The following is a 22,398-nucleotide window of genomic DNA, read 5'->3' as shown; positions in this document are numbered from 1 at the left end:
TTTCAGAATGTTTGCGCCACCGGGGCGCAAGTGCCGCAGGCGGGCGCCTTGCCCTTTGGTGCGCGGTATGCGCATCTTGTCCGTACGAGAGCATGCAAATGTATACGGATGAGGAGCCGTGACATGACCTATGCTAAGAGCTATGCCGCCTGGCAGGCCGATCCAGAAACCTTCTGGATGGATGCTGCGGGCGCAATCGACTGGGACCGCGCGCCCTCGAAGGCGCTGTTTGAAGATAACGCCCCGCTTTACGAGTGGTTCTCGGACGGCATGGTCAACACCTGCTGGAACGCGGTGGACCGGCACGTGAAATCGGGGCGCGGAACGCAAGCGGCGATCATCTATGACAGCCCGGTGACCGACACCAAGGCCACGATCACCTATGCCGACCTGCAGACCCGCGTGGCGCGACTGGCCGGTGCGCTGGCGCAGCGCGGCGTGACCAAGGGCGACCGCGTGGTGATCTATATGCCCATGGTGCCCGAGGCACTGGTGGCGATGCTGGCCTGCGCGCGCCTGGGCGCGGTGCATTCGGTGGTGTTCGGTGGCTTTGCCGCGCATGAACTGGCTGTACGCATCGACGATGCCACGCCCAAGGCGATCATCGCGGGCTCGTGCGGGATCGAACCCAGCCGCGTGGTGAAATACAAGCCCCTGCTGGATGACGCCATCGAACAGGCCACCCACAAGCCCGAATTCTGCGTGATCCTGCAGCGCGAACAGTGTCTGGCCGACCTCGTGGATGGCCGCGATTTCGAGTGGGATGCATTTCAGGCCGACGCGCCGTTGGCCGATTGCGTACCGGTCGAAGGCAACCACCCGGCCTATATCCTTTATACCTCGGGCACCACCGGGCAGCCCAAGGGCGTTGTGCGCCCCACCGGCGGGCATCTGGTGGCGCTGAACTGGACCATGCGCAATGTCTATGCGGTAGAGCCGGGCGAGGTATTCTGGGCCGCGTCCGATGTGGGCTGGGTCGTGGGCCACAGCTATATCTGCTATGCCCCGCTGATCCATGGCAACACCACCATCGTGTTCGAGGGCAAGCCTGTGGGCACACCCGATCCCGGCACGTTCTGGCGGGTGATGTCGGAACACAAGGTCGCTAGCTTCTTCACCGCCCCCACCGCGCTGCGGGCCGTCAAACGCGAGGATCCGGCCGGCGACTATATTGGCAAATATGACCTGTCGGCGCTGCGCAATGTCTACCTTGCCGGCGAACGGGCCGACCCCGATACGATCACCTGGGCGCAGGATAAGCTGGGCGTGCCGATCATCGACCATTGGTGGCAGACCGAGCTGGGCTATCCGGCCGTGTGCAACCCGGTGGGGATCGAACTGCTGCCGGTGAAACCCGGCTCGCCCGCGGTGCCGATGCCCGGCTATGCGATGAAGATCGTGAATGACGAGGGCGACGAGATGCCAGCGGGCGAGCTTGGCGCGATTGTCACCCCCCTGCCCCTGCCACCGGGCACCCTGCAGACCCTGTGGAACGCCGAGGATCGGTACCTCAAAAGCTATCTGACCAACTTCCCCGGCCATTACGAAACCGGCGATGCGGGGTATATTGACGAGGATGGCTATCTGTTCATCATGGCGCGCACCGATGACGTGATCAACGTCGCCGGGCACCGGTTGTCGACCGGCGCGATGGAGGAGGTTCTGGCCGCCCACCCGGATGTGGCCGAATGCGCCGTGATCGGCGTGTCGGACGCGCTGAAGGGTCAGGCGCCGGTGGGCTTTGTCTGCCTGTCGGCCGGGGTGGATCGCGATCATGGCGACATCGCCACCGAATGCGTCAAACTGATCCGCGATCAGATCGGCCCGGTGGCGGCGTTCAAACAAGCCTGCGTTGTGTCGCGCCTGCCGAAAACCCGGTCTGGCAAGATCCTGCGGGCCACCATGGTTAAGATCGCCGACGGTGCCGATTACAAGATGCCCGCCACGATCGAGGACCCCACCGTCCTTGATGAAATTGGTGCGGCATTGAAAACATTGGGCTATCCCGGCTGACCGTTGATCCCGAAAATTGCGCGCACTTGCCGATTTAGACAGGTTGGCTGGTGCGCGTGTCGTGGTAAGCATGTGTAGTTGCAACCCTAACGAGTGCCGACGTTCGGTCTCAACTGAGGGTAAACCACGGAGACTGTGTATTGAGTGACCCTGACATGTCCATGCCCCAATCGCCCGACCGGCAGGTCACACAGACCCGCGCGGCGCTATTGGGGCACGACATGCGTAACGCTATTTCGGACATCCTCAGTGGGCTAGAGCTGTCTGACCTGTCGTCGATGGACTATGCCATGGCCCAGCAATTGCGCGCGGTGCAAAGCGCGGCGCGGCAATTGGCACGGCTCAGCGACGAGGTGCTTGCGCTGGTCTCGGGCGAAGCGCTGCCCTCGGACACCGGCCCCGCCGTGATCCAGTTGCCCGAATTCCTGCAAGAGCTGGCCAACCGATGGCCCACCAGTGCGGCCAACCCCGTGGGTCTGACCCTGAAAATGGGGGCCGACCTGCCGCGACTGATCGGCACACCGGAACGTGCGCTGGAACGCGCGTTGGTCAATATCATTGGCAATTCGATGAAACATACGCCCAAGGGCGTGGTCACGCTGGGCGTTACCTTGGACAGCCACGAGGCATTGCGCTTTACCGTGCGCGACACCGGGCGCGGTTTCAGCGACGAAGCACTGGCGCGCCTGTTTGAACTGGGCGGTCGCCCGGCCGCAAGTGCGACACCGGGCACGGGCATGGGCCTGCACATCGTGCGCGAACTGGTGGACCGCATTCGCGGCCGTCTGGACATCGCCAACGCGCCGGACGGTGGTGCGCAGGTCAGTATCATCCTGCCCCGCACCGCCTGGGCCCCCGGCGTTTCGCTGCAATCTGCCGAAAATGCCCCGCCCGATCTGACCGGGAAAACCGTGCTGGTGGCCGAGGACAACCTGACCAACCAGCTGCTGATCCGCCAGATGCTGGAAACTCTGGGCGCGCGCTGCATGGTGGCCGCCGATGGCGAACAGGCGTTGAACCTGTTGCGGCGCCTGCCCATTGATCTGGCGTTGGTCGACATAGAAATGCCCCGCCTGTCGGGTCTGGACGTGATCACCAGCTGGCGCGCCGATGAAACCAGCAAAGGCGCGGATCGCTTGCCGATCCTTGCGGTGACCGCTTTTGTCCTGTCGTCGAACCGCGCTCAGATCTATGACGCCGGGGCCGATGCGATTCTGGCCAAGCCGATCATGAGTTTGGAAAGCTTTGGCCAGGCCATCGCGGCACTTCTGGCCAAGTTCGGGACACCGCCCCAGGTTGCGTGCGAGCAAACCGCGCTGGAAGGAACCCTGCACCTCGATCGCCTTCTCGCCCTTGCCGGCGAGGCCCACGGGCGCGAGTTGATGTCGCGCCTGATACAGGATTTCGCGACGGTATCGATGGGCATCGAACGGGCGTTGACCAATATGGACTACGCCGAAATGCGGGCCCACACGCATGTTCTGATCTCTTTGGCCGGGGCGGTCGGATCATCGACGCTGCAAGGCAAAGCCGAACAATTGAATGACGCGGCAAATTCAAACGACAACGGGGTTATCTCGAAGATTGCGCCAGGTGCCGTTGACGATCTTGCCGAAATCCGCAACTGGCTCGCCCAGCAAAACGAAACCCGTTTCGGCGAGGAGCGCGCATGAAGCCACTGTTGCTGATCGAAGACACAGCCTCGTTGCAGATGGTGTACGAATCTGTTTTGCGCGGCGCGGGACACGAGGTTGTCTCGGCTTCGACAGCGGCAGAGGGCGCAGCCCTGTTTCAGAAACACGCGCCCGACGTTGTGCTGCTGGACCTGATGCTGCCCGACCGGTCGGGGCAGGAATTGATGCGCGACCTGCTGGAGATCAAGCCCGATACAAACGTCATCGTGGTCACGGCCAATGGCTCGATCAACCGCGCGGTCGAGGCGATGCGCGCCGGGGCCTATGAATTCCTGCTGAAACCATTCAACGAACAACGCTTTCTGAACGCGGTGGAAAACGCCCTTGATGACGGCAATCGGTCCAAACCTACCACCAGCCCCGGCACGGCGCCCGGCGCGTTCGGCACCTTCGTCGGCAGTTCGCCCCTGATGCAGCAGGTTTATGCCCGCATCCGCTCGGTCGGGCGGTCAATGGCCACGGTGTTCATCACCGGTGAAAGCGGCACGGGCAAAGAAATCTGTGCGCAGGCCGTGCACGAGAAATCGAACCGCGCCAATGGGCCCTTTGTTCCGTTGAATTGCGGGGCAATCCCGTCCGACCTGTTGGAATCCGAGGTGTTCGGGCACCTCAAGGGCTCGTTCACCGGCGCGATTGCCGACAAGCCCGGCGCGGCGGCGGTGGCAGATGGGGGCACGCTGTTTCTGGACGAGATCTGCGAGATGGACCTGAACCTGCAGACCAAGCTGCTCAGGTTCCTGCAGACATCGATGATACAACCCGTCGGCGCGCCAACGCCGCGCAAGGTGAATGTCCGGATCATCTGCGCAACCAACCGTGACCCGATGGAAGAGGTTCGGCGCGGTCGGTTCCGCGAGGATCTGTACTATCGGCTTCACGTGGTGCCGATCCACCTGCCCCCCCTGCGGGATCGGGGCCATGATGTCATCGAAATCGCCGAAGCGTCGATCGCCCGGTTCGCCAACGACGAAGGCCGCGCCTTCACCGGTCTGGACGAGGCCACCAAGCAATTGTTTCAACAACTGGAATGGCCGGGCAACGTGCGGCAATTGCTGAACGTCCTGCGCCACGCCATCGTTCTGCATGACGGCCCGTTGGTGACGCAGGATATGTTGCCACTGGACCTGCGCCACGAGACCGAGGCGCTGAGCCACGCCCCCACGGCCCCCATGGTGGGCGCGCCGCCGCGCGTGGCGCTGGACGGGTTGTTGGGCAAAACCCTTGCCGAGATCGAACAATTGGTGATCGAAGAGACCATCCAACGCCACGGCGGGTCGGTGCCACGCGCCGCACGGGTGCTGGATGTGTCACCCTCGACAATCTATCGCAAGCGCGAAAGCTGGGCGAAAAAGCCCTGATGGATAAAAATTTAGATGCCGATCCTTTGCGGTTATCCGGACGGTGGTCTGCCGAAATCAGGCAAATTGCTCGCGGATAAGGCGCTCTTCCAACCCATGGCCGGGGTCAAACAGGATGCGATGGGCCACGTTGGGCTCGGACGCGATCTCGACCGACACCACGTTACAGGCGCTGCGGCTGTCGGCATCGGCCATCACCGGGCGCTTGCTGGGCTGCAACACGTCAAAGCGCACCGTCGCGCCTGACGGCAACAAGGCGCCGCGCCACCGCCGCGGCCGGAACGCCGCCATCGCCGTCAGCGCCAGAACATCCGAACCGATGGGCAAAATCGGCCCGTGGGCGGAATAGTTATAGGCGGTGGAGCCCGCTGGGGTCGACACCAGCGCCCCGTCGCAGACCAGCTCGTCGAGCCGCACCTTGCCATCGACCGAAATGCGCAACTTGGCCGCCTGCGAGCCCGCGCGCAGCAACGCCACCTCGTTGATCGCCAGCGCTTCGTGCATGGTGCCGTCCACCCCCATCGCGCGCATGCGCAGCGGGTGAATCACCTCCTCCTCCGAGGCCTGCAACCGTTCGATCAGACGGGGTTCGGCATATTCGTTCATCATGAACCCAACCGTGCCGCAATTCATGCCGTAGACGGGCGTATCCAGATGCTGTGTGCCGTGCAGCGTCTGCAGCATGAACCCGTCCCCGCCCAGCGCAACGATCACATCGGCCTGTTCGGGCGGCACGTCGCCATGCATGGTCGACAGATGCCGCCGTGCCTCTTCGGCGATCTCGGTGCCATTTGCCAGAAAGGCGATATTGTCGCATTGGCGCATGGTGCGGCCTCCATTCGTTGTAACAGACTTTGCCTGCCACGCCGCGAAAGACAAGACCGTGCAGCCCGCCAAGGTGAAATCTATTCATAACTATTTCCAACCCATCGGGGCTTTTTCATCTGTTACATTTCCTTTAAAAGCCCGGACGAAACCGGCACCAAGGCACCCTTAAGGAGATGTCAGATGAATGCACCCCACCGTGACAACGGCTTTTTCACCGAAGATCTGGCCACACGCGACCCCGATATCGCCCGCATCAACGGCCTTGAGCTGGAACGTCAGCGCGACGAGATCGAGCTGATCGCCTCCGAGAACATCGTTTCCAAGGCGGTCATGCAGGCGCAGGGCTCGGTCCTGACGAACAAATACGCCGAAGGTTATCCGGGCCGTCGTTATTACGGTGGCTGTCAGATCGTCGATATGGCCGAAGAGCTGGCCATCGAACGCGCCAAAGAGCTGTTTGGGGCAGGCTTTGCCAACGTACAGCCGAACTCCGGCAGCCAGATGAACCAGGCGGTGTTCCTGGCCCTGCTGCAGCCGGGCGATACCTTCATGGGGCTGGACCTGAACTCGGGTGGTCACCTGACCCACGGGTCGCCGGTGAACATGTCGGGCAAGTGGTTCAACGTGGTCAGCTATGGCGTGCGCCAGCAGGACGAGATGCTGGATATGGACGAGATCCGCGCCAAGGCGCTGGAACACAAACCCAAGCTGATCGTCGCCGGCGGCACCGCCTATAGCCGCGTGTGGGATTGGGCCGCGTTCCGCGAGATCGCGGACGAGGTTGGCGCTTATCTGATGGTCGATATGGCCCATATCGCCGGTCTGGTTGCCGGTGGTCAGCACCCCTCGCCCCTGCCGCATGCCGATGTGGTCACCACGACCACGCATAAATCGCTGCGCGGCCCGCGTGGCGGCATGATCCTGACCAATGACGAGGCCATCGCCAAAAAGGTCAACTCGGCCGTATTCCCCGGCCTGCAGGGTGGCCCGCTGATGCACGTGATCGCCGCCAAGGCTGTGGCCTTTGGCGAGGCGTTGCAGCCCGAGTTCAAAGACTACGCCGCGCAAGTGGTCGCCAATGCCCGCGCCATGGCCGATCAGCTGATGAAGGGCGGCATCAACATCGTGTCGGGCGGCACCGACAACCACCTGATGCTGGCCGATCTGCGCCCCAAAGGCGTCACCGGCAAGGCCGCCGAAAAGGCGCTGGGCCGTGCCCATATCACCTGCAACAAGAACGGCGTGCCGTTTGATCCCGAAAAGCCGTTTGTCACCTCGGGCATCCGCCTGGGCACACCCGCCGGCACCACCCGCGGTTTTGGCGAGCCCGAGTTCCGCCAGATCGCCGACTGGATCGTGCAGGTCGTCGACGGGCTGGCCGCCAATGGCGAGGACGACAACGCCGAGGTCGAGAACCGCGTGAAGGCCGAAGTGGCCGAGCTCTGCGCCCGCTTCCCCCTCTACGACGGCATGTAATCAAACCGGGGCGCCCTGCCATTGGGCGCCCCGATGCTTTTCGGGCTTGGCAGCGCGGCACGCATCCGCAAAGCTGCGCCCATGACCCAGGCACCCCCCTTTATCCCCGCTGAAACCGTGGCCCGCGCCCTGACGCCGGACGCGTTGATCGACCAGATGGCCCGCGCCCTGATCGCGTTTTCCGACGGCTCGGCCCCGCAACCGCTGCGCAGCTCCACCCCGCTGGACGGGGACGGCGTGATGTTGTCGATGCCCGCCCGGTTTGGCGATATCGCGGCGGTGAAAGTGGTGACATTCTGCCCCGGCAATGCCGATCTGGGCCTGCACACGCATCACGCCGTGATCGTCGCGCTGACCGCCGATACCGGCATTCCCATCGCGATGATCGACGGCACGCTGGTGACCACGCTGCGCACCGCCGCCGCCTCGGCCGCTGCGGCGCGCGGGGTGGTCGATCAGGCCAACCGCATCGCGATCATCGGCGCCGGCGTGCAGGGCCGCGCCCATATCGATGCGTTCCGCCATCTCTACCCCGGCGCGCAGATTGTCGTCACCAGCCGTACCGCCGCCAACGCGCAAGCCCTTGCCGCCGATTCAGGCGCGAAATTTGCCGAAACCGTCGATGCCGCCACCCGGGACGCGCAGATTGTCATCGCCTGCACCTCGGCCCGCGCACCTGTGCTGTTTGATCACCACATCGCCGATGGCGCGCTGGTCGTCAGCGTCGGCGCCCCCCTGCCCGGCTGGCGCGAGCTGGATAGCAGCCTTTTGGCCCATGGTGTGATGGCCGACAGCGTCGCGGGCTGCAACGCCGAATCGGGCGACCTTTTGGCCACCGAACGACAAGCCGATGTCGAGATGGGCGCGATTCTGGCCGGGACCACCGCCGCACCCACCGGCCGGGTGCGGGTGTTCATGTCGGGCGGGCTGGCTGTCGAAGACGCCGCCGCCGCCGAACTGATCCTGCGCGCCGAGGGGCTTTTACCCGGCTAAACTATTGCAATACCGCCCGACGTGCTTCGGCCGGGGTCATGCCCGTCCAGCCGTGAAAGGCGCGATAGAACGAGTTCGGGTCGCGATAGGCCAACAGGTACGAGATCTCTTCCACGCTCATCTCGCCCGACCGCAGGTATTTCAGTGACATCGCCTCGCGCGTTTCACTCAGCAATTCCTGGAACGACCGGCCCTCGATCTTCAGCTTGCGCTGCAGGCTGCGCCGGGTGATCACCAACCGCTCGCACACAGCCTCGATCGTTGGGTTGCCCGCTGGCAGAAGCTCTACCAGTGCGGATTTCACCCGTTCCGAGGTCAGCGCCTGCCCGTCCTGCTGACCCATCTTGTGGTTCAGGTCCATCTGCACCTGGTCCAGCAAATCCGCATTGGCCGAGATCAGCGGCAGCGTGGCGTCGCTGTGCCGCAACACGATCTCGATATTCCGGCTTTCACGAATCGGGCAATTCAGCAACGAACGCGCCGCCGTTGTGGCGGCGCCGGCCTGTGGCATACTGACGGATAGCGGGTCCAGTTGCGGCAGCACCGAATTGCGCATCATCTCGGTCAGGTAAACGATTTCGAACATGGCCATCGACGGCGTCGCAATGCGGCCACCGGCAAACACCGCCGTAATCTCAAAGCCGCGCTCGGTCGTGGCGGTTTCAAGCGCGACCGGGGCGATCAGCGGTTTAAAATCTGCAAGCCGCCGCACGCCCTCGCCCACATTTCGGCTGGCACAATAGGCCAGCGCGGCGGGAATCGTCACGGCTCGGGCAAAGCTTTTGCCAATTTTCACCGCCAGATCGGGGTCATCCGACACCTCGAACATCCCTTGCCACACGCGGAAGAACTGGGCCTCGGTCAACCCCTTGGATGGGTCATCCAACGCATCTGCAGGCACCCCTGCATGGCGCAGAAGCGCGGGTTTGTTGAGATCGAAATAGGTGCAGACCTGTTCGATTGCAGGAGCAATCTTGTATCGGAATTGCCGCGCCATGTTCCCTCCACCGGCGAAAAACTGGGTGTTCAGGATATGAACAGATTGGCGCGAATTGCAACATGGATTGCGCCATCGGCAAGCGTATTGGCGCGGATTGTTAGAAATCCAGGCCCAGGTCCAGCGTGGAAACCGAATGTGTCAGCGCCCCGGCCGAGATGTAATCCACCCCGGTCGCCGCCACCTCGGCGATGCGGGCACGGCGCATGTTGCCCGAAGCCTCGGTCACCAGCCGCCCATCCACCATCGCCACCGCGCGGGTCAGGGTGGCCGTGTCCATATTGTCCAGCAGCACGACATCGGCGCCGCCCACCGCCAGAACCTCGGCCAGCTGGTCCAGCGTATCCACCTCGATCTCGACCCGCATCATGTGCGAGGCATGGGCCTGAACCGCGTTCAGAACCGCGCTCACCCCGCCGGCGGCGGCGATATGGTTGTCCTTGATCAGGATCGCGTCCGACAAGCCGAACCGATGGTTGAACCCGCCGCCATGCAACACCGCCTGCTTTTCCACCGCGCGCAAACCGGGCGTGGTTTTGCGGGTACAGGTCACGCGGGTTTTGGTGCCCGCTGTCTCGGCCACGAACCCGGCGGTCATCGTGGCAATGCCCGACAGCCGCCCGGCAAAGTTCAGCGCCACGCGCTCGCCCGACAAAATGGCGGCCGCGTCGCCCGCGATCTGCATCAGCACGTCACCCGGCGCACAAGGGCTGCCATCGGGCAACAGAGTGTCCACCTGCAACCCCGCATCCACCAAGGCAAAGGCAATCCGTGCCACCTGCATCCCCGAAACCACACCCGCCTCGCGCGCCCGGATCGCCGCGCGATAGGTGGTGCCGGACGGGATCACCGTGCGGGTGGTAATGTCGCCATTGGTGCCCAGATCCTCGGCCAGCGCGTTGCGCACCATGGGTTCGATGACGAAATCGGGCAGCGGTTGCAGGGTCATGATTGAACCTCGTTCACGGCGGCGGCGCGGATGTCCATCGCCTGTTGCAGGGTGATATGGGTACGTTCCGGCGTCTCTGGCGACGGGTCCGGGTAATCGGTGCGGGCATGCGCGCCGCGGCTTTCCTGACGCTGCAAGGCCGCCGCCGCAATCAGCGTGGCCGTGGCGCACATATTGACAAAGCTGGGCACCTCGACATTGCGCGCCTCAAGCTGTGCGATCGCGACCAATGCGGCCTTCAAGCCCTCTGCATCGCGCAAAACACCCACATCGCGGGTCATGACCTTTCGCAGCGCGGCGGTATCGGCCTCGGGCGCGGTCCAGGCCGGTGCCCCTTCGAACGCGATGGCAAGCGTCGGGGCGGCCATGCCCTCGGGCAATTCAGCAGAGATATCCATCGCCGTGATGCGGCCATAGACCAATGCTTCCAACAGCCCGTTCGAAGCCAGCCGGTTCGCCCCGTGCAGCCCCGTGGCCGAGGCCTCGCCGCAGACCCACAAACCGGGCAGCGATGCGCGCCCATTCGGGGCGGTTTCAACCCCGCCCATGTGGTAATGGGCGGCGGCGGCAACGGGGAACGGCTGGGTCACAGGATCAATCCCATGACGTGCGCAGGCGCTGGCAACGGTTGGGAACTGCTCGACAATCCGGGCTCCAATTGCCGCGCGCGTGTCCAGCATCGGGCGCCGCCCGGCCCGCCATTCGTCGAAGATGGCGCGCGCCACCACGTCGCGCGGGGCCAGCTCGGCATCGGGATGCAGGCCGGTCATGAACCGCGCGCCCTCGGCATTGACCAGCACCGCGCCTTCGCCGCGCAACGCCTCGGTCGCCAGCGGCGCCGGGTCCTCGCCCACATCCAGCGCGGTGGGGTGGAACTGCACAAATTCCGGGTCGGCGATCCGTGCACCGGCCCGCGCGGCCATGCCGATCACCTGCCCGCGAATACGCGGCGGCGTGGTGGCCACGGCATAAAGCCCGGCCGAACCGCCACCAGCCAGCAACACCGCCGGACCTGTCATTAACACAGGGGTGGAACCGCCGGGGGCGGAACTGCTGATCCAAACGCCACGGACCCGGCCGCCTTCGACATGCAATTCGGTCGCCAGCGCGCCTTCGACCACCTGGATCGAGGGGGTTTTTTGTACGGCCTCGATCAGCGCCGCCATGATTGCGGCACCGGCCTGATCACCCTTCACCCGCACCACGCGGGCATAGCTGTGCGCGGCTTCGCGCGACAGCACGTAATCGCCACCATCGGTGCGATCAAACGGCGTGCCCAGCGCGGTCAGGTCCAGAATATGATCACGCGCCTCGGCGGTGACCAGTTGTGCGATATCCGGCACCACCAGCCCCGCACCGGCGGCCACCGTGTCATCGGCATGCGACCGGGGGCTGTCACCCAGGTCCATCGCCGCGGCCACCCCGCCCTGCGCCCAGGCCGAGCTGGCCCCCTGGCCCAGCGGATCGGGCGAGATCATCAGCACCGGGCGCGGCGCCAGTTTCAGCGCCGCGTAAAGCGCGCCAAGCCCCGCGCCCACAATCAGGACGCGCCCGGTATCCTGCGCGGCGGCGGTGCTCAGAGGCCCAGCTCCTGCGACAGGTCGATCATCCGCTGCACGGCGCGGCGCGCATCCTTGGCCACGGCGGCGTCCACCTCGACCTGGCCGGTCATGGTGTGCAAGGCATACAACACCTTTTCCAGCGTGATCTTCTTCATATAGGGGCACATGTTGCAGGGTTTGGCGAACTCAACCTCGGGCAGCTCGTCCGAGATATTCGACGCCATCGAACATTCGGTCACCAGCATCGCCTTGGCCGGTTTGTTGTCATGCACCCATTTGATAATGCCACTGGTCGAGCCGGTGAAATCGGCCTCGGCCACCACGGCGGGTGTGCATTCGGGGTGGGCGATGATTTTCACATCCGGGTCGGCCTCGCGATAGGCGCGCAGATCCTCGGCGGTATACAGCTCGTGCACGATGCACGACCCCTCCCACCACACGACCTTTTTCTTCGACTGCGCCGCCACGTTCTGCGCCAGAAACTGGTCGGGCGTCATGATCACCGTGTCGCCGGGCATCGCATCCACGATCTGCACCGCGTTGGCCGAGGTACAGCAGATGTCGGACGCGGCCTTTACCTCGGCGGTGGTGTTCACATAGCTGACCACCGGCGCGCCGGGATATTTGGCACGAATCTCGGCCACGCCCTCGGCGGTGATGCTTTCGGCCAGCGAGCAGCCCGCCGCCATATCCGGCATCAGCACGGTTTTTTCGGGGCTCAGGATCTTTGACGTCTCGGCCATGAAATGCACGCCGCATTGCACGATCACATCGGCATCCACCTTGGTGGCCTCGATCGCCAGTTGCAGGCTGTCGCCCACCACATCCGAGATACCGTGGAAGATTTCCGGCGTCATATAGTTATGGGCCAGCACGACGGCGTTGCGTTCGGCCTTCAGCTGATTGATGGCGCGGACATAGGGCGCATAGATCGCCCAGTCGGCTGGCGAGACCACCCGCGACATGCGCCCATAGGTTTCCCCCATCTCTTCGGCCAGCGTCAGGGACGGCGACAGATCGTAATGTTCGGAAAGAGTTGCCCGTGCGGCAGTGAGGTCCAGCATGAAAATGCCCCCCCTTGGTTAAAGCTGAAGCGCAACTTAATCCCTGCCGAACGTGGAAACCAGCCCTAAAATCAAGGGTTTTTCGACCATTTGGCAAAATAACGAACCGGTGAACAAGCCTACCATTGTAAACAAGCTTACCAATGGATACCTATACAGCCATCCAACCGAACGGGACCTGACGCATGGCCAAACAGACGACGGCGAAACCCAGTTCAACCGGTGGCTGCCCGCTGCTGGAATGCCTGTCGGTCATCGGCGGCGCATGGGGGCCCAGCATCATCTGGAACCTGTCTCACGGCCCGATGCGGTTTTCCGAGCTGAAATCTTCGATCACGCAGGTCTCGCCCAAGGTGCTGACCACCCGTTTGAAAGAGCTTGAGGCCAACGGCGTTGTGGACCGCCGCGTATTGGACACCTCGCCCCCTTCGGTGGAATACAGCCTGAACGAATTCGGCCACCGCCTTGTCCCCGCGATCGAGGCGATCGCCAAGGTCGGTATGGACATTTGCGCGGCGCGGGAAGCTGAAAAAGAAACGGCCGCCTAACAGACCATCGCCAGCGCCAGCCAGCCACCGATTTCCGCGGCTTTTTGTGTGGCACCCAGAACGTCTCCGGTTTGCCCGCCCAGTTGTTTCATCGCCAGGCGCGCCACAACCCCGGCGCCAAGGATCACGCCCCCGGCCACGACAATCGCAGACCACCCCAGCGGCAGCAATGCCAGCGCCGCCATTGCGCCGATCACCATGATTGTTCCATCCGCCCTGCCGCCCGACGCCGCATGGCCAAGCCCGTCGTCGCGCACCGGCGGCAACAGGATCAGCGCCGCCGCCATTGCCGCACGGCTGGCGACGCCAATGGCGATAAACGCCCAGAATACCGGCGCGGCCTCGACAATCCCTGCGGTGATCAGGCCCAGCGACAGGATCAGCGCCAGCACGCCATAGCTGCCGATCCGGCTGTCGCGCATAATCTCCAGCTTGCGGTCCTTGGTGGCCCCGCCACCCAGCCCGTCGGCCAGATCAGCCAGGCCATCCTCGTGCAGCCCGCCGGTGGCCAAAACGCCCGCACCAATGGCCAGTAACGCGACCGCAAACGGGCCCAGCCCCAGAACCCCCGCCAACCAGAACACCAGCGCACTGATTGCCCCCACCACCGCGCCCGCCAGCGGAAAGGCCCAGCGGCTGTCGGCCATCGACGGGGTTTCGCCCCCCACCGGTTTCACCGGCAGCCGGGTCAGCAACATCAGGGCCGCGTGCAGTTCGGCATGCCGGCTCATCCGCCCGCCACCCCGGCCTCGGCGAAGGTGGCCATGCCGTTATGGCACTCCAGCGCCGCGCGCAAAACGCTCAGCGCCAGCGCCGCGCCCGAGCCCTCGCCCAGCCGCATGTCAAATTGCAGGATCGGCGTCTTGCCCATCGCCTTCAGCAGCATCGCATGTCCCGGCTCGGCCGATTGATGCGCCACAAGGCAATGATCCAGCAACGCCGGATCAGCCATATGCAAGGGCGCAGCCGCCGCCGTGCAGATGTAACCATCCAACAGCACCGGAATGCCTTGCGCCCGCGCCGCCAGAATCGCGCCGCAGATCGCCGCCTGCTCGCGCCCGCCCAGCGCGGCCAGCGTGCCCGCGCCCGACAAGCCCGCATGGCGCGCCACCGCGGTTTCCACCACCGCAACCTTGCGCGACACACCCGCGGCATCCGACCCGGTGCCCGGGCCAACCCAGTCGGCAGCCGCACCGCCAAAGGCCGCGTTGGCCAGCGCCGCGGCGATGGTCGAATTGCCGATCCCCATCTCGCCCAACAGCACGATATCGGCGCTGGGGTTCACCGCCGCCGCACCGGCGTCCAGCGCGGCCTGCGCATCTTCGGCGCCCATCGCGGGGCCTTGAGTGATGTCGCCGGTGGGCCGGTCCAGCTCCAGCGCGATCACCGAAAGGTCTGCGCCCGCGGCACGGCACAGCTGATTGATTGCTGCACCGCCATGTTCAAAATTCGCCACCATCTGCGCGGTGACCTCTTGCGGGAACGGGTTCACGCCCTGTGCACAAACGCCGTGATTTCCGGCAAAGACCAACGCCTGCGCGGTGTTGATCACCGGTTTCTCCGTCCCCTGCCACCCGGCCATGAAGATCGCCAGATCTTCCAGCCGGCCCAACGCGCCGGGGGGTTTCGTCAACTGGTTCTGCCGGTCCGTCGCCGCGCTGCGGGCGGTCTGGTCCACACCGGGCAGCGTGGCGGCCAATCCGGCCAGCGTTGACAGGTCAAATTGCGAAGTCGTCATTCGGTTTCACCTTCAAAGGGTGGCCAGCAACGGCCAAATACAAAGTATCACATTGCGCCGCCACCATTTGGTTCAGCACACCCGCCGCGTCGCGAAATTCCCGCGCCAGCGCATTTTCGGGCACGATGCCGCCGCCGACCTCGTTGGTTACCAGAACCACGGGCGCGCTTTGCTCGGCCAGGGCCGCCACCAGGGCCGCACCTTCGGCCCGCCAGTCGCGCTCGTCATGAATCAGGTTCGACAGCCACATCGTCAGGCAATCCAGCAGGCGCGGCACACCATCGGTGCGCCACAGCGCGCCCACCACGTCCAGCGGCGCGTTGACCGTGCGCCATTCAGGACCACGCCGCGCCTGATGCTCGGCAATCCGCTCGGCCATTTCGTCATCCCAGGCCTGCGCCGTGGCGATATACGCCACCGGCCCGCCAAATTGCAGCGTCAGCCGCTCGGCGATCGCGCTCTTGCCGGACCTTGCCCCGCCTGTGACCAGTATCGACTTTCCCATGGATCCGTGAGAAAGCAGAAAGCGCAAGCAAAGGAAAGATGGATTGACCGGGCCTGCGGCATATTGTGACCTGTTTCTGATCCGCCACGCACCGGCCGACACCCAAGGGCGGCTTTGTGGCCGCACCGATGTCGGGGCTTTGCTGCAAGGTTGTTCGGCACAGGTCGCGGCACTGCAATCCCGCCTTTCCACCCCCGAACTGCCCCTGATATCCAGTCCCGCGCGACGTTGCGTTCAAACCGCCGAGGCCCTTTGGCCCGGTCGTGCACCAAGCGTCGATGCCCGGCTGTGGGAGCAGGATTTTGGCGTGCTTGACGGCGCGCCCGTTGCCGATATCCCCGATCTTGGTCCGCTCAGCCGCGCTGAATTGGCGCAGCATCGCGCTCAAGAGGGTGAGAGCTTTGCCGATCTCTGCGCCCGCGCCGCGCCAGCGCTGACCGGGGTTTCGCAAAGCAGCATCCTTGTCGTACATGCGGGTGTCATCCGGGCGGCCCTTGCGTTGGCTCTGGGCGATATCCCCGTCGGGCTGGCCTTCGATATCGGCACCCTGTCCCTGACCCGCCTGCGCCGGTTCCCGGACGGATCCTACGCTGTTCTGTCGGTGAACGAGGGCGCGGCATGATCCGTGTGGCTGGCCACTTTGGCGAGTGGCTGCAAGGCCGGCTTGGCCCCGACGGCCCGGTGGTTCTGGTTACCTTGCCCTGCACCGGGGTCGGTGTGACTGCGCGCCTGATGCCCGGCCCGGCAGGGCTGACCGATGACGCCGCCGCGCTGATTGCCACGGACCGCGCCACCGCGTTCCTGCATGGCCTCGGCACCCGGCTTGCCAGCCGCATCGACCTTGCGCCCGATTGCACCCCGGGCATGGGCACCGGCATGTCCACCGGCGCCCTGGTCGCCCTTGCCCGGATCGCGGGCGCTCAGACGGACGCCCTGCCCGCCGCCTGCATCGCTGCCGAAGGGGCCAGTGACCCGCTGATGCTTTCCGCGCCCGATCGCGTTCTCTGGGCCTCGCGCGAGGGGCGGGTCATTGCCCCGGCCCCGGCCGTGCCCGTGGCCAAGATCGTCGGTGGTTTCTACGGCCCCGCCCAACCGACCGACCCCACCGACAACGGGTTTCCCGACATTTCAGACCTCTGGGACCGGTGGCAAAACGCCAAAACCCTGCCGGATATTGCCGCGATTGCGGCCCTTTCAGCCCAGCGTACCACGGCGCTGCGTGGCCCCGCGGATGATCCGATGTCCGCTTTGGCCGACGCCACAGGCGCCCTTGGCCATATCCGCGCCCATACCGGCGCGGCCCGCGGATTGGTGTTTGAACCCGGCACGGTGCCGGCGGGCATCGATGAAAGCCTGACCCGTGCCGGGCTGCGCGACATAAGGCATTTCACCACCGGAGGGCCCACGTGACCGGTTTCTGCGCCGCCATGGCCATCGCCCTGCTGCTGGACGCCCTCTTGGGATGGCCCGATTGGCTTTATCGCCGGATCGGTCACCCGGTGACATGGATCGGCGCGTTGATTTCGGTGTTGGACAAACGCCTGAACGGCGCAGGCCATGCAAGCCGCGCCAAAGGCACCTTTGCGGCACTTCTGGTGATCACCGCCGCGACCGTGCCTGCCATCGCCCTAAGCGGGCTGTTGCCCGGCGGCATCTGGGGTGTTGTCCTGACCGGTGCCCTGGCCTGGCCCCTGGTCGCGGCCCGCTCGTTGCATACCCATGTGGCCGCCGTTGCTCGGCCGCTGGCGGCCGGGGACCTGCCCGGCGCACGCCACGCTGTCTCGATGATCGTGGGCCGCGACCCGGCACAGCTGGACACCCCCGCCATTGCCCGCGCAGGGTTAGAGAGCCTGGCCGAAAACGCCTCGGACGGGGTGATCGCACCGCTGTTCTGGGGCGCGGTCGCGGGGCTGCCCGGCATCGCGGCTTACAAGGCGATCAACACGCTGGACTCCATGATCGGACATCGCACGCCGCGACACGAGCGGTTCGGCTGGGCCGCGGCCCGGATCGATGATGTGGCAAACCTGATCCCCGCGCGGCTGACGGCAGGGCTGATCATGCTGGCCGCGGGCCGCCCCGCGGCTATCTGGCCCATCGTCCGGCGCGATGCCCGCCATCACCGCTCGCCCAACGCGGGCTGGCCAGAAAGCGCCATGGCCGGTGCGTTGCACTGCCGCCTGTCCGGCCCCCGCACCTATGCCGAAGGGAAAACCAACGAGCCCTGGCTGAACGCCGATGCCCCCGACCCCGACGCGGTAAAAATGGCGCAGGGCCTGCGCTTGTTCACACGGGCAACGGCCCTGTGCGCGCTGGCTCTGGTCATTTGCGCCGCAATCTGACAGAGGAGTGATCATGCGTGATCACGGTGGAAATCTGGATACGGCCATCGCTGAATTTGGCGGCGCGCCGGGCGATTGGATCGACCTGTCGACGGGGATCAACCCGCGCCCATTTCCGGTGCCCGAACTGTCTGCCCGCGCCTGGACCGCCCTGCCCACAAAAGCTGATCTTGCGGCGCTGACCGAAACCGCCGCCCGGGCCTTTGGTACCACCGCGCCCATGGTGCCGCTTGCCGGAGCGCAGGCCGCGATTCAGCTGATGCCCCAACTGGCCATGCGTGGCCGCGCGCGCGTTCTGGGCCCAACCTATAACGAACACGCCGCCAGCCTGCGTCAGTCGGGATGGCGGGTCGAGACGGTGGAGACCCTGTCTGCACTCGAAGGTGCGGACCTTGCCGTGGTTGTGAACCCCAACAACCCCGACGGGCAACGCCACACCCCTACCGATCTGCGCAACCTGGCCCGCGCCACCGGCCTGCTGATCATCGACGAAAGCTTTGCCGAGCCGCACCCGGGCCTGTCCGTTGCCCCGCACCTCACCAAGGACACACGCGGAATTGTGGTGCTGCGCTCGTTTGGCAAATTCTTCGGCCTTGCCGGTCTGCGGCTGGGGTTTGCCATCGGTGGGGAAGCCAACATCGCGAAACTGGCCGAGATGGCCGGGCCATGGCCGGTATCCGGTGCGGCGGTTCAGATCGGACTGGCCGCCTATGCCGACGAGACATGGCGGGGCCGGACCATCAACCGCCTTGCATCAGATGCCGAACGGCTGGACGGTCTGGCGGCCAGGGCCGGGTGGGTGGTCAAAGGCGGCACGACCCTGTTCCGGCTTTACGACACCGGCGATGCAGTGGCCACGCAAAGGCAATTGGCGCACCATCACATCTGGTCGCGTGTCTTCCCTTACTCCAAAGGGTGGATGCGGTTGGGCCTGACCGATGGCGACGCCAACTGGGCGCGGCTGGAAAAGGCCCTGACCTAACGCGCCACCGACAGCAGGCCCGGCACGTCCAGATGTGTCGCGACATGGGTGGCCAGATCATCCAGTACCGCATCGACCCCGGCTTCGAATTGCAGGTCCGACTTCGGGGCACCCATCCCTGACAGATAGGCCGAGCGAAAGCTGTCATCGCTGAACATACCATGCAAATAGCTGCCAGCGACGCGCCCATCGGCCCGCATCGCGCCCTCGTCGCGGCCATCGACCCTGGCAAAGGGTCGGGCGCAATCAGGGCCATCCGTGCGGCCAATATGGATCTCATAACCGCGCATGGGCTGGCCGGTTGGCACATGTACTGCCCGCACCTGCCGCAGCGCCTTGGCCGGGGTCATGACCGTTTCCACCTCTAACAGCCCCAGCCCCGGTGTGCTGCCTGCCGGGCCCTCGATTCCGTCAGGGTCATGCACGGCGGTGCCCAGCATCTGGTAGCCGCCGCAAATGCCCAAGACGCGCCCGCCCCGGCGCATGTGCGCGGCCAGGTCCACGTCCCAACCCTGATCGCGCAGAAAGGCCAGATCGCCGCGTGTGGACTTGCTGCCGGGGATAATCACCAGATCAGCGTCGCCCGGCACGGCTTGCCCCGCGCGCACCATGGTTACCCGGCACCCGGCCTCGGCCGAAAGCGGGTCCAGATCGTCGAAATTGGCGATCCGCGACAGCGTCAGCACCGCGATGTGAAAGCCGCCCGTCCCGCGCGCAGCGCCCAGATCCTGCGCGTCTTCGGCGGGCAGCCGATGCGCGCCGTCGAACCACGGCAGCACCCCAAACCCGCGCCACCCGGTGTGGCGCTCGATCAGGGCATAGCCATCGTCGAAAAGCGACGGGTCGCCGCGAAACTTGTTCACCATAAAGCCCGCAACCATCGCCGCGTCTTCCGGGTCGATCACCGCCTGCGTGCCGACAATCTGCGCGATCACGCCGCCGCGGTCGATATCTCCGGTCAGGATCACCGGCACATCGGCGGCCCGCGCGAACCCCATATTGGCGATATCACCGGCGCGCAGGTTGACCTCGGCCGGGCTGCCCGCGCCTTCGACGATCACCAGATCGTGCGACGCCTTCAGGCGGTGGAAACTTTCCAGCACATGGGTCATCAACCGCGGCTTCAGCGCCTTGTAGTCGCGCGCCCGCACCGTGGTCAGCCGCTGCCCCTGTACCACCACCTGGCTGCCCATATCGGTCTCGGGCTTCAGCAGAACCGGGTTCATGTCCGTATGCGGCGCCACCCCGCAGGCCCGCGCCTGCAACGCCTGCGCCCGGCCGATCTCGCCGCCATCCTCGGTCACGGCCGCGTTGTTCGACATGTTCTGCGGCTTAAACGGCGCCACGCGCAGCCCGCGCCGCACCGCAGCCCGGCACAGGCCCGCCACCAGCATCGACTTGCCCACGTTCGAGCCGGTGCCCTGGATCATCAGCGCGCGGTTGGATTTTGGATCAGTCATCGCCGGCTCTTCTAACGCGCCGCGCCTGCCGCGCAAACCCATCCGTTAAACTTCCGTAACCGCGCCGCCCGCCGGGCGGCGCCCCCGCGGCGGGGGAAGCCAAAAGTTTAAACTGCGGCCTTGGCCCCGGGCTCAAAGTTTAAAATCCCCGTTAAACATCGCCAGACCGGATGGTCACCACCGTCAGCTCGGGCGGCATCGCGATCCGCACCGGGATCCCCGAACAGCCCAACCCGCCCGACACCACCAGATCGCGCCCGTTTTCATGCACATGGCCATAGGCGTAGCGTTCGCCAAAGGCCGAGGGCACCACATAGGCGCGGTTGCGCAGGCGGATCTGGCCGCCATGGGTATGACCGCTCAGCGTCAGGTCCACCCCGTCGGGCAGCGTGGCAAATACATCCGGCTCGTGCGCCAAAAGCAGGGTGAACTGGTCCCGCGATGTACCTTTCAGCGCCTTGCCAAGGTCGTCGATGCCATGGCCGTAATTGCGCCCGAATACCGGGATTTTCTTGCGGTAATGCGACCGCTGAGATCCCAAGCCGGCCAGGGTAAAATCCTGATTTTTATGCGTTATTTCGACCGCCGCGTTTTCCAGAACCTTCAGGCCCTGCACCGCCAGCAACCGGTGCCAAAAGGTCTCGGCCTGGTTTTCGGCCTGCGCGACGGGGTCGTCGCGCCAATCGTGATTGCCAAACACCGCGTAAACGCCCAGCGGCGCGTGCAGCGCGCCCAAAGCGTCGGCCACCGCATCGGCCGAGACCCTGGTGGCCGGAAACACATGGCCCGGATAATCCCCCATCAGCGCGATCAGATCACCGCCAAGCCCTTGGGCCTGCTCAACAATTCGCCGCACCCGCGCCACCGACATCCAGGGCCAGCAGGCATGCAGATCGGCCACCATGACGACCCGCATCTCGGGGCCGTGCCAACACGGCAACGACAGGTGCCATTCCTTGACTTTCACGCTCATGGGAAATTCTTTTACTTACAAAGGCTTATCTAGAACTCCACCCCCGCCTGCGCCTTGATGCCGTCGCGGAACGGGTGTTTCAGCAGGGTCATCTCGGTCACCATATCGGCGGCCTCGATCAGTTCGGGTTTGGCGTTGCGGCCGGTCAGGCAGACATGCGTCATGTCGGGCTTTTCGGTCAGCAGAAAGCCGACCACATCGTCGATATCCAGATAGTCGTTGCGCAGCGCGATGTTGATTTCATCCAGCAAAACAAAGCGGTTAGCGGGGTCGCGGATCAACTGCTTGGCCAGTTCCCAGCCCGCTTCGGCCTTGGCAATATCGCGGGCACGGTCTTGCGTTTCCCAGGTGAACCCCTCGCCCGAGACATAGAACTTGCAGGCCTCAGGGAAATGGGTTTCGAGGAAATCACGCTCGCCCGTGGCCATCGCGCCCTTGATGAACTGCACCACGGCGCAGGGCATCTCATGCGCGATACAGCGCATGATCATGCCGAATCCGGCGCTGGATTTGCCTTTGCCGGGGCCGGTATTGACGATGATCAGACCCTTTTCCTCGGTCTTGGTGGCCATCATCTTGTCGCGCGCGGCCTTGATTTTCTGCATTTTCGCTTTGTGGCGGGCGTCGATATCGTCCATGAAAACTCTCTGCGCTTGACAAGGGCGCGCCCTTCGGCGCATTCGGTTCTGCACTGGTTCCTGCCACATGGCAGGTGAAAAGGGAATGCAACACGGGCCCCAAAGGCCCCAAGCGCAGCCGCCCCCGCGACCGTGACCGGAGAGGCCCCCCTCGCCACTGGCAAGATGCCGGGAAGGCCGGGACGCCGCCCAAGCCACCGCTTGGACATCCGCAAGCCGGGAGACCTGCCAGTGACGACGATACGTGAACCGGACGGGGTGTTCCGGTGACGGGTCCG

21 protein-coding genes and 1 riboswitch are annotated in these 22,398 nt (G+C 64.9%); of the genes, 10 read left to right on the top strand and 11 right to left on the bottom strand.

Going from position 1 to position 22,398, the window contains the following annotated elements:
* The first annotated feature begins 123 nt into the window (after nt 1-123).
* From ACMU_RS13755 to ACMU_RS13745, 3 genes are all read left to right on the top strand, one after another.
* Nucleotides 124-2,013, top strand: coding sequence for a propionyl-CoA synthetase (locus ACMU_RS13755; RefSeq protein WP_035260488.1), 1,890 nt, complete (start codon nt 124-126; stop codon nt 2,011-2,013).
* Between the two features lie 140 nt (nt 2,014-2,153).
* Nucleotides 2,154-3,686 carry an ATP-binding protein gene (locus tag ACMU_RS13750; protein WP_152544620.1) on the top strand — a complete coding sequence of 511 codons (1,533 nt, stop codon included), beginning with the start codon at nt 2,154-2,156 and terminating at the stop codon, nt 3,684-3,686.
* Nucleotides 3,683-5,065 (top strand): sigma-54-dependent transcriptional regulator, encoded by a 1,383-nt coding sequence (locus ACMU_RS13745; RefSeq protein WP_035260485.1) that lies wholly within the window; start codon nt 3,683-3,685, stop codon nt 5,063-5,065. The genes ACMU_RS13750 and ACMU_RS13745 overlap by 4 nt, the downstream gene beginning before the upstream one ends.
* 57 nt (nt 5,066-5,122) lie before the next feature.
* Here the strand turns inward: ACMU_RS13745 and ACMU_RS13740 are convergent, their stop codons facing one another.
* The gene (locus ACMU_RS13740) at nt 5,123-5,890 is read right to left on the bottom strand and encodes an NAD kinase (protein WP_035260484.1); all 768 of its coding nucleotides are present in this window, start codon (nt 5,888-5,890) and stop codon (nt 5,123-5,125) included.
* Between the two features lie 183 nt (nt 5,891-6,073).
* Here ACMU_RS13740 and glyA point away from each other — a divergent pair, with 183 nt between their 5' ends.
* A complete protein-coding gene (glyA, locus tag ACMU_RS13735; protein WP_035260481.1) occupies nt 6,074-7,369 on the top strand; it encodes a serine hydroxymethyltransferase in 1,296 nt (431 codons plus the stop codon).
* 81 nt (nt 7,370-7,450) lie between these two features.
* Nucleotides 7,451-8,362 (top strand): ornithine cyclodeaminase family protein, encoded by a 912-nt coding sequence (locus ACMU_RS13730; RefSeq protein ID WP_161635683.1) that lies wholly within the window; start codon nt 7,451-7,453, stop codon nt 8,360-8,362.
* A gap of 1 nt (nt 8,363) precedes the next feature.
* On the opposite strand, the gene ACMU_RS18860 is transcribed toward ACMU_RS13730, so the two are convergent.
* The 4 genes from ACMU_RS18860 to nadA form a co-directional block, all read right to left on the bottom strand.
* A complete protein-coding gene (locus ACMU_RS18860) occupies nt 8,364-9,359 on the bottom strand; it encodes an AraC family transcriptional regulator (protein WP_051588341.1) in 996 nt (331 codons plus the stop codon).
* A gap of 100 nt (nt 9,360-9,459) precedes the next feature.
* Nucleotides 9,460-10,308 carry a carboxylating nicotinate-nucleotide diphosphorylase gene (gene nadC / locus ACMU_RS13720; protein WP_035260478.1) on the bottom strand — a complete coding sequence of 283 codons (849 nt, stop codon included), beginning with the start codon at nt 10,306-10,308 and terminating at the stop codon, nt 9,460-9,462.
* The gene (locus tag ACMU_RS13715; protein WP_407636997.1) at nt 10,305-11,846 is read right to left on the bottom strand and encodes an L-aspartate oxidase; all 1,542 of its coding nucleotides are present in this window, start codon (nt 11,844-11,846) and stop codon (nt 10,305-10,307) included. Before ACMU_RS13715 ends, nadC begins: the two co-directional genes overlap by 4 nt.
* Nucleotides 11,847-11,884: 38 nt before the next feature.
* Nucleotides 11,885-12,934, bottom strand: coding sequence for a quinolinate synthase NadA (gene nadA / locus ACMU_RS13710; protein WP_035260476.1), 1,050 nt, complete (start codon nt 12,932-12,934; stop codon nt 11,885-11,887).
* Between the two features lie 185 nt (nt 12,935-13,119).
* On the opposite strand from nadA, the gene ACMU_RS13705 reads away from it, so the two are divergent.
* Nucleotides 13,120-13,482 carry a winged helix-turn-helix transcriptional regulator gene (locus ACMU_RS13705; protein ID WP_035260474.1) on the top strand — a complete coding sequence of 121 codons (363 nt, stop codon included), beginning with the start codon at nt 13,120-13,122 and terminating at the stop codon, nt 13,480-13,482.
* Here the strand turns inward: ACMU_RS13705 and cobS are convergent.
* Genes cobS through cobU form a run of 3 tightly spaced genes read right to left on the bottom strand, consistent with a single transcriptional unit; the run spans nt 13,479 to nt 15,725 of the window.
* On the bottom strand, nt 13,479-14,213 hold the full coding sequence (gene cobS, locus ACMU_RS13700; protein ID WP_035260472.1) for an adenosylcobinamide-GDP ribazoletransferase: 735 nt from the start codon (nt 14,211-14,213) through the stop codon (nt 13,479-13,481). The genes ACMU_RS13705 and cobS overlap by 4 nt on opposite strands.
* Nucleotides 14,210-15,220, bottom strand: coding sequence for a nicotinate-nucleotide--dimethylbenzimidazole phosphoribosyltransferase (cobT, locus tag ACMU_RS13695; RefSeq protein WP_035260470.1), 1,011 nt, complete (start codon nt 15,218-15,220; stop codon nt 14,210-14,212). Before cobT ends, cobS begins: the two co-directional genes overlap by 4 nt.
* A complete protein-coding gene (gene cobU, locus ACMU_RS13690; RefSeq protein ID WP_035260467.1) occupies nt 15,201-15,725 on the bottom strand; it encodes a bifunctional adenosylcobinamide kinase/adenosylcobinamide-phosphate guanylyltransferase in 525 nt (174 codons plus the stop codon). Before cobU ends, cobT begins: the two co-directional genes overlap by 20 nt.
* Before the next feature lie 43 nt (nt 15,726-15,768).
* On the opposite strand from cobU, the gene ACMU_RS13685 reads away from it, so the two are divergent.
* Genes ACMU_RS13685 through cobD form a run of 4 tightly spaced genes read left to right on the top strand, consistent with a single transcriptional unit; the run spans nt 15,769 to nt 19,049 of the window.
* The gene (locus ACMU_RS13685) at nt 15,769-16,347 is read left to right on the top strand and encodes a histidine phosphatase family protein (RefSeq protein WP_035260464.1); all 579 of its coding nucleotides are present in this window, start codon (nt 15,769-15,771) and stop codon (nt 16,345-16,347) included.
* Nucleotides 16,344-17,135: a hypothetical protein gene (locus tag ACMU_RS13680; protein WP_051588340.1), complete on the top strand. Its 792-nt coding sequence runs from the start codon at nt 16,344-16,346 to the stop codon at nt 17,133-17,135. The genes ACMU_RS13685 and ACMU_RS13680 overlap by 4 nt, the downstream gene beginning before the upstream one ends.
* Nucleotides 17,136-17,152: 17 nt before the next feature.
* Entirely contained in the window at nt 17,153-18,067 is a 915-nt protein-coding gene (gene cbiB, locus ACMU_RS13675; protein WP_035260683.1) for an adenosylcobinamide-phosphate synthase CbiB, read from the top strand.
* 13 nt (nt 18,068-18,080) lie between these two features.
* The gene (gene cobD / locus ACMU_RS13670; protein WP_035260462.1) at nt 18,081-19,049 is read left to right on the top strand and encodes a threonine-phosphate decarboxylase CobD; all 969 of its coding nucleotides are present in this window, start codon (nt 18,081-18,083) and stop codon (nt 19,047-19,049) included.
* Here the strand turns inward: cobD and ACMU_RS13665 are convergent.
* The 3 genes from ACMU_RS13665 to cobO all read right to left on the bottom strand — a co-directional run bounded on the left by ACMU_RS13665 (nt 19,046) and on the right by cobO (nt 22,120).
* Nucleotides 19,046-20,509, bottom strand: coding sequence for a cobyric acid synthase (locus ACMU_RS13665; protein WP_035260461.1), 1,464 nt, complete (start codon nt 20,507-20,509; stop codon nt 19,046-19,048). The two genes, cobD and ACMU_RS13665, sit on opposite strands and share 4 nt — an antisense overlap.
* Before the next feature lie 151 nt (nt 20,510-20,660).
* The gene (locus ACMU_RS13660; RefSeq protein ID WP_051588339.1) at nt 20,661-21,482 is read right to left on the bottom strand and encodes a metallophosphoesterase; all 822 of its coding nucleotides are present in this window, start codon (nt 21,480-21,482) and stop codon (nt 20,661-20,663) included.
* A gap of 29 nt (nt 21,483-21,511) precedes the next feature.
* Nucleotides 21,512-22,120: a cob(I)yrinic acid a,c-diamide adenosyltransferase gene (gene cobO / locus ACMU_RS13655; protein ID WP_035260458.1), complete on the bottom strand. Its 609-nt coding sequence runs from the start codon at nt 22,118-22,120 to the stop codon at nt 21,512-21,514.
* Nucleotides 22,121-22,157: 37 nt separating this feature from the next.
* Nucleotides 22,158-22,367: riboswitch (cobalamin riboswitch) on the top strand.
* Nucleotides 22,368-22,398 lie beyond the last annotated feature (31 nt).

Source organism: Actibacterium mucosum KCTC 23349, from assembly GCF_000647975.1.
In the GTDB taxonomy this organism is placed as follows: domain Bacteria; phylum Pseudomonadota; class Alphaproteobacteria; order Rhodobacterales; family Rhodobacteraceae; genus Actibacterium; species Actibacterium mucosum.
The sequence above is the reverse complement of the archived record's forward strand: the minus strand, read 5'-3'. Positions and strand labels throughout refer to the sequence as shown.

Coding starts and splice junctions, on each gene's coding strand:
- cobS (WP_035260472.1), bottom strand. CDS start 14,213: ATGAGCCGGCATGCCGAACTGCACGCGGCCCTGATGTTGCTGACCCGG.
- ACMU_RS13740 (WP_035260484.1), bottom strand. CDS start 5,890: ATGCGCCAATGCGACAATATCGCCTTTCTGGCAAATGGCACCGAGATC.
- ACMU_RS13730 (WP_161635683.1), top strand. CDS start 7,451: ATGACCCAGGCACCCCCCTTTATCCCCGCTGAAACCGTGGCCCGCGCC.
- ACMU_RS13755 (WP_035260488.1), top strand. CDS start 124: ATGACCTATGCTAAGAGCTATGCCGCCTGGCAGGCCGATCCAGAAACC.
- cbiB (WP_035260683.1), top strand. CDS start 17,153: ATGGCCATCGCCCTGCTGCTGGACGCCCTCTTGGGATGGCCCGATTGG.
- glyA (WP_035260481.1), top strand. CDS start 6,074: ATGAATGCACCCCACCGTGACAACGGCTTTTTCACCGAAGATCTGGCC.
- cobD (WP_035260462.1), top strand. CDS start 18,081: ATGCGTGATCACGGTGGAAATCTGGATACGGCCATCGCTGAATTTGGC.
- cobO (WP_035260458.1), bottom strand. CDS start 22,120: ATGGACGATATCGACGCCCGCCACAAAGCGAAAATGCAGAAAATCAAG.
- ACMU_RS13665 (WP_035260461.1), bottom strand. CDS start 20,509: ATGACTGATCCAAAATCCAACCGCGCGCTGATGATCCAGGGCACCGGC.
- nadA (WP_035260476.1), bottom strand. CDS start 12,934: ATGCTGGACCTCACTGCCGCACGGGCAACTCTTTCCGAACATTACGAT.
- ACMU_RS13745 (WP_035260485.1), top strand. CDS start 3,683: ATGAAGCCACTGTTGCTGATCGAAGACACAGCCTCGTTGCAGATGGTG.
- ACMU_RS13660 (WP_051588339.1), bottom strand. CDS start 21,482: ATGAGCGTGAAAGTCAAGGAATGGCACCTGTCGTTGCCGTGTTGGCAC.
- ACMU_RS13680 (WP_051588340.1), top strand. CDS start 16,344: ATGATCCGTGTGGCTGGCCACTTTGGCGAGTGGCTGCAAGGCCGGCTT.
- nadC (WP_035260478.1), bottom strand. CDS start 10,308: ATGACCCTGCAACCGCTGCCCGATTTCGTCATCGAACCCATGGTGCGC.
- ACMU_RS13705 (WP_035260474.1), top strand. CDS start 13,120: ATGGCCAAACAGACGACGGCGAAACCCAGTTCAACCGGTGGCTGCCCG.
- cobT (WP_035260470.1), bottom strand. CDS start 15,220: ATGACGACTTCGCAATTTGACCTGTCAACGCTGGCCGGATTGGCCGCC.
- ACMU_RS18860 (WP_051588341.1), bottom strand. CDS start 9,359: ATGGCGCGGCAATTCCGATACAAGATTGCTCCTGCAATCGAACAGGTC.
- cobU (WP_035260467.1), bottom strand. CDS start 15,725: ATGGGAAAGTCGATACTGGTCACAGGCGGGGCAAGGTCCGGCAAGAGC.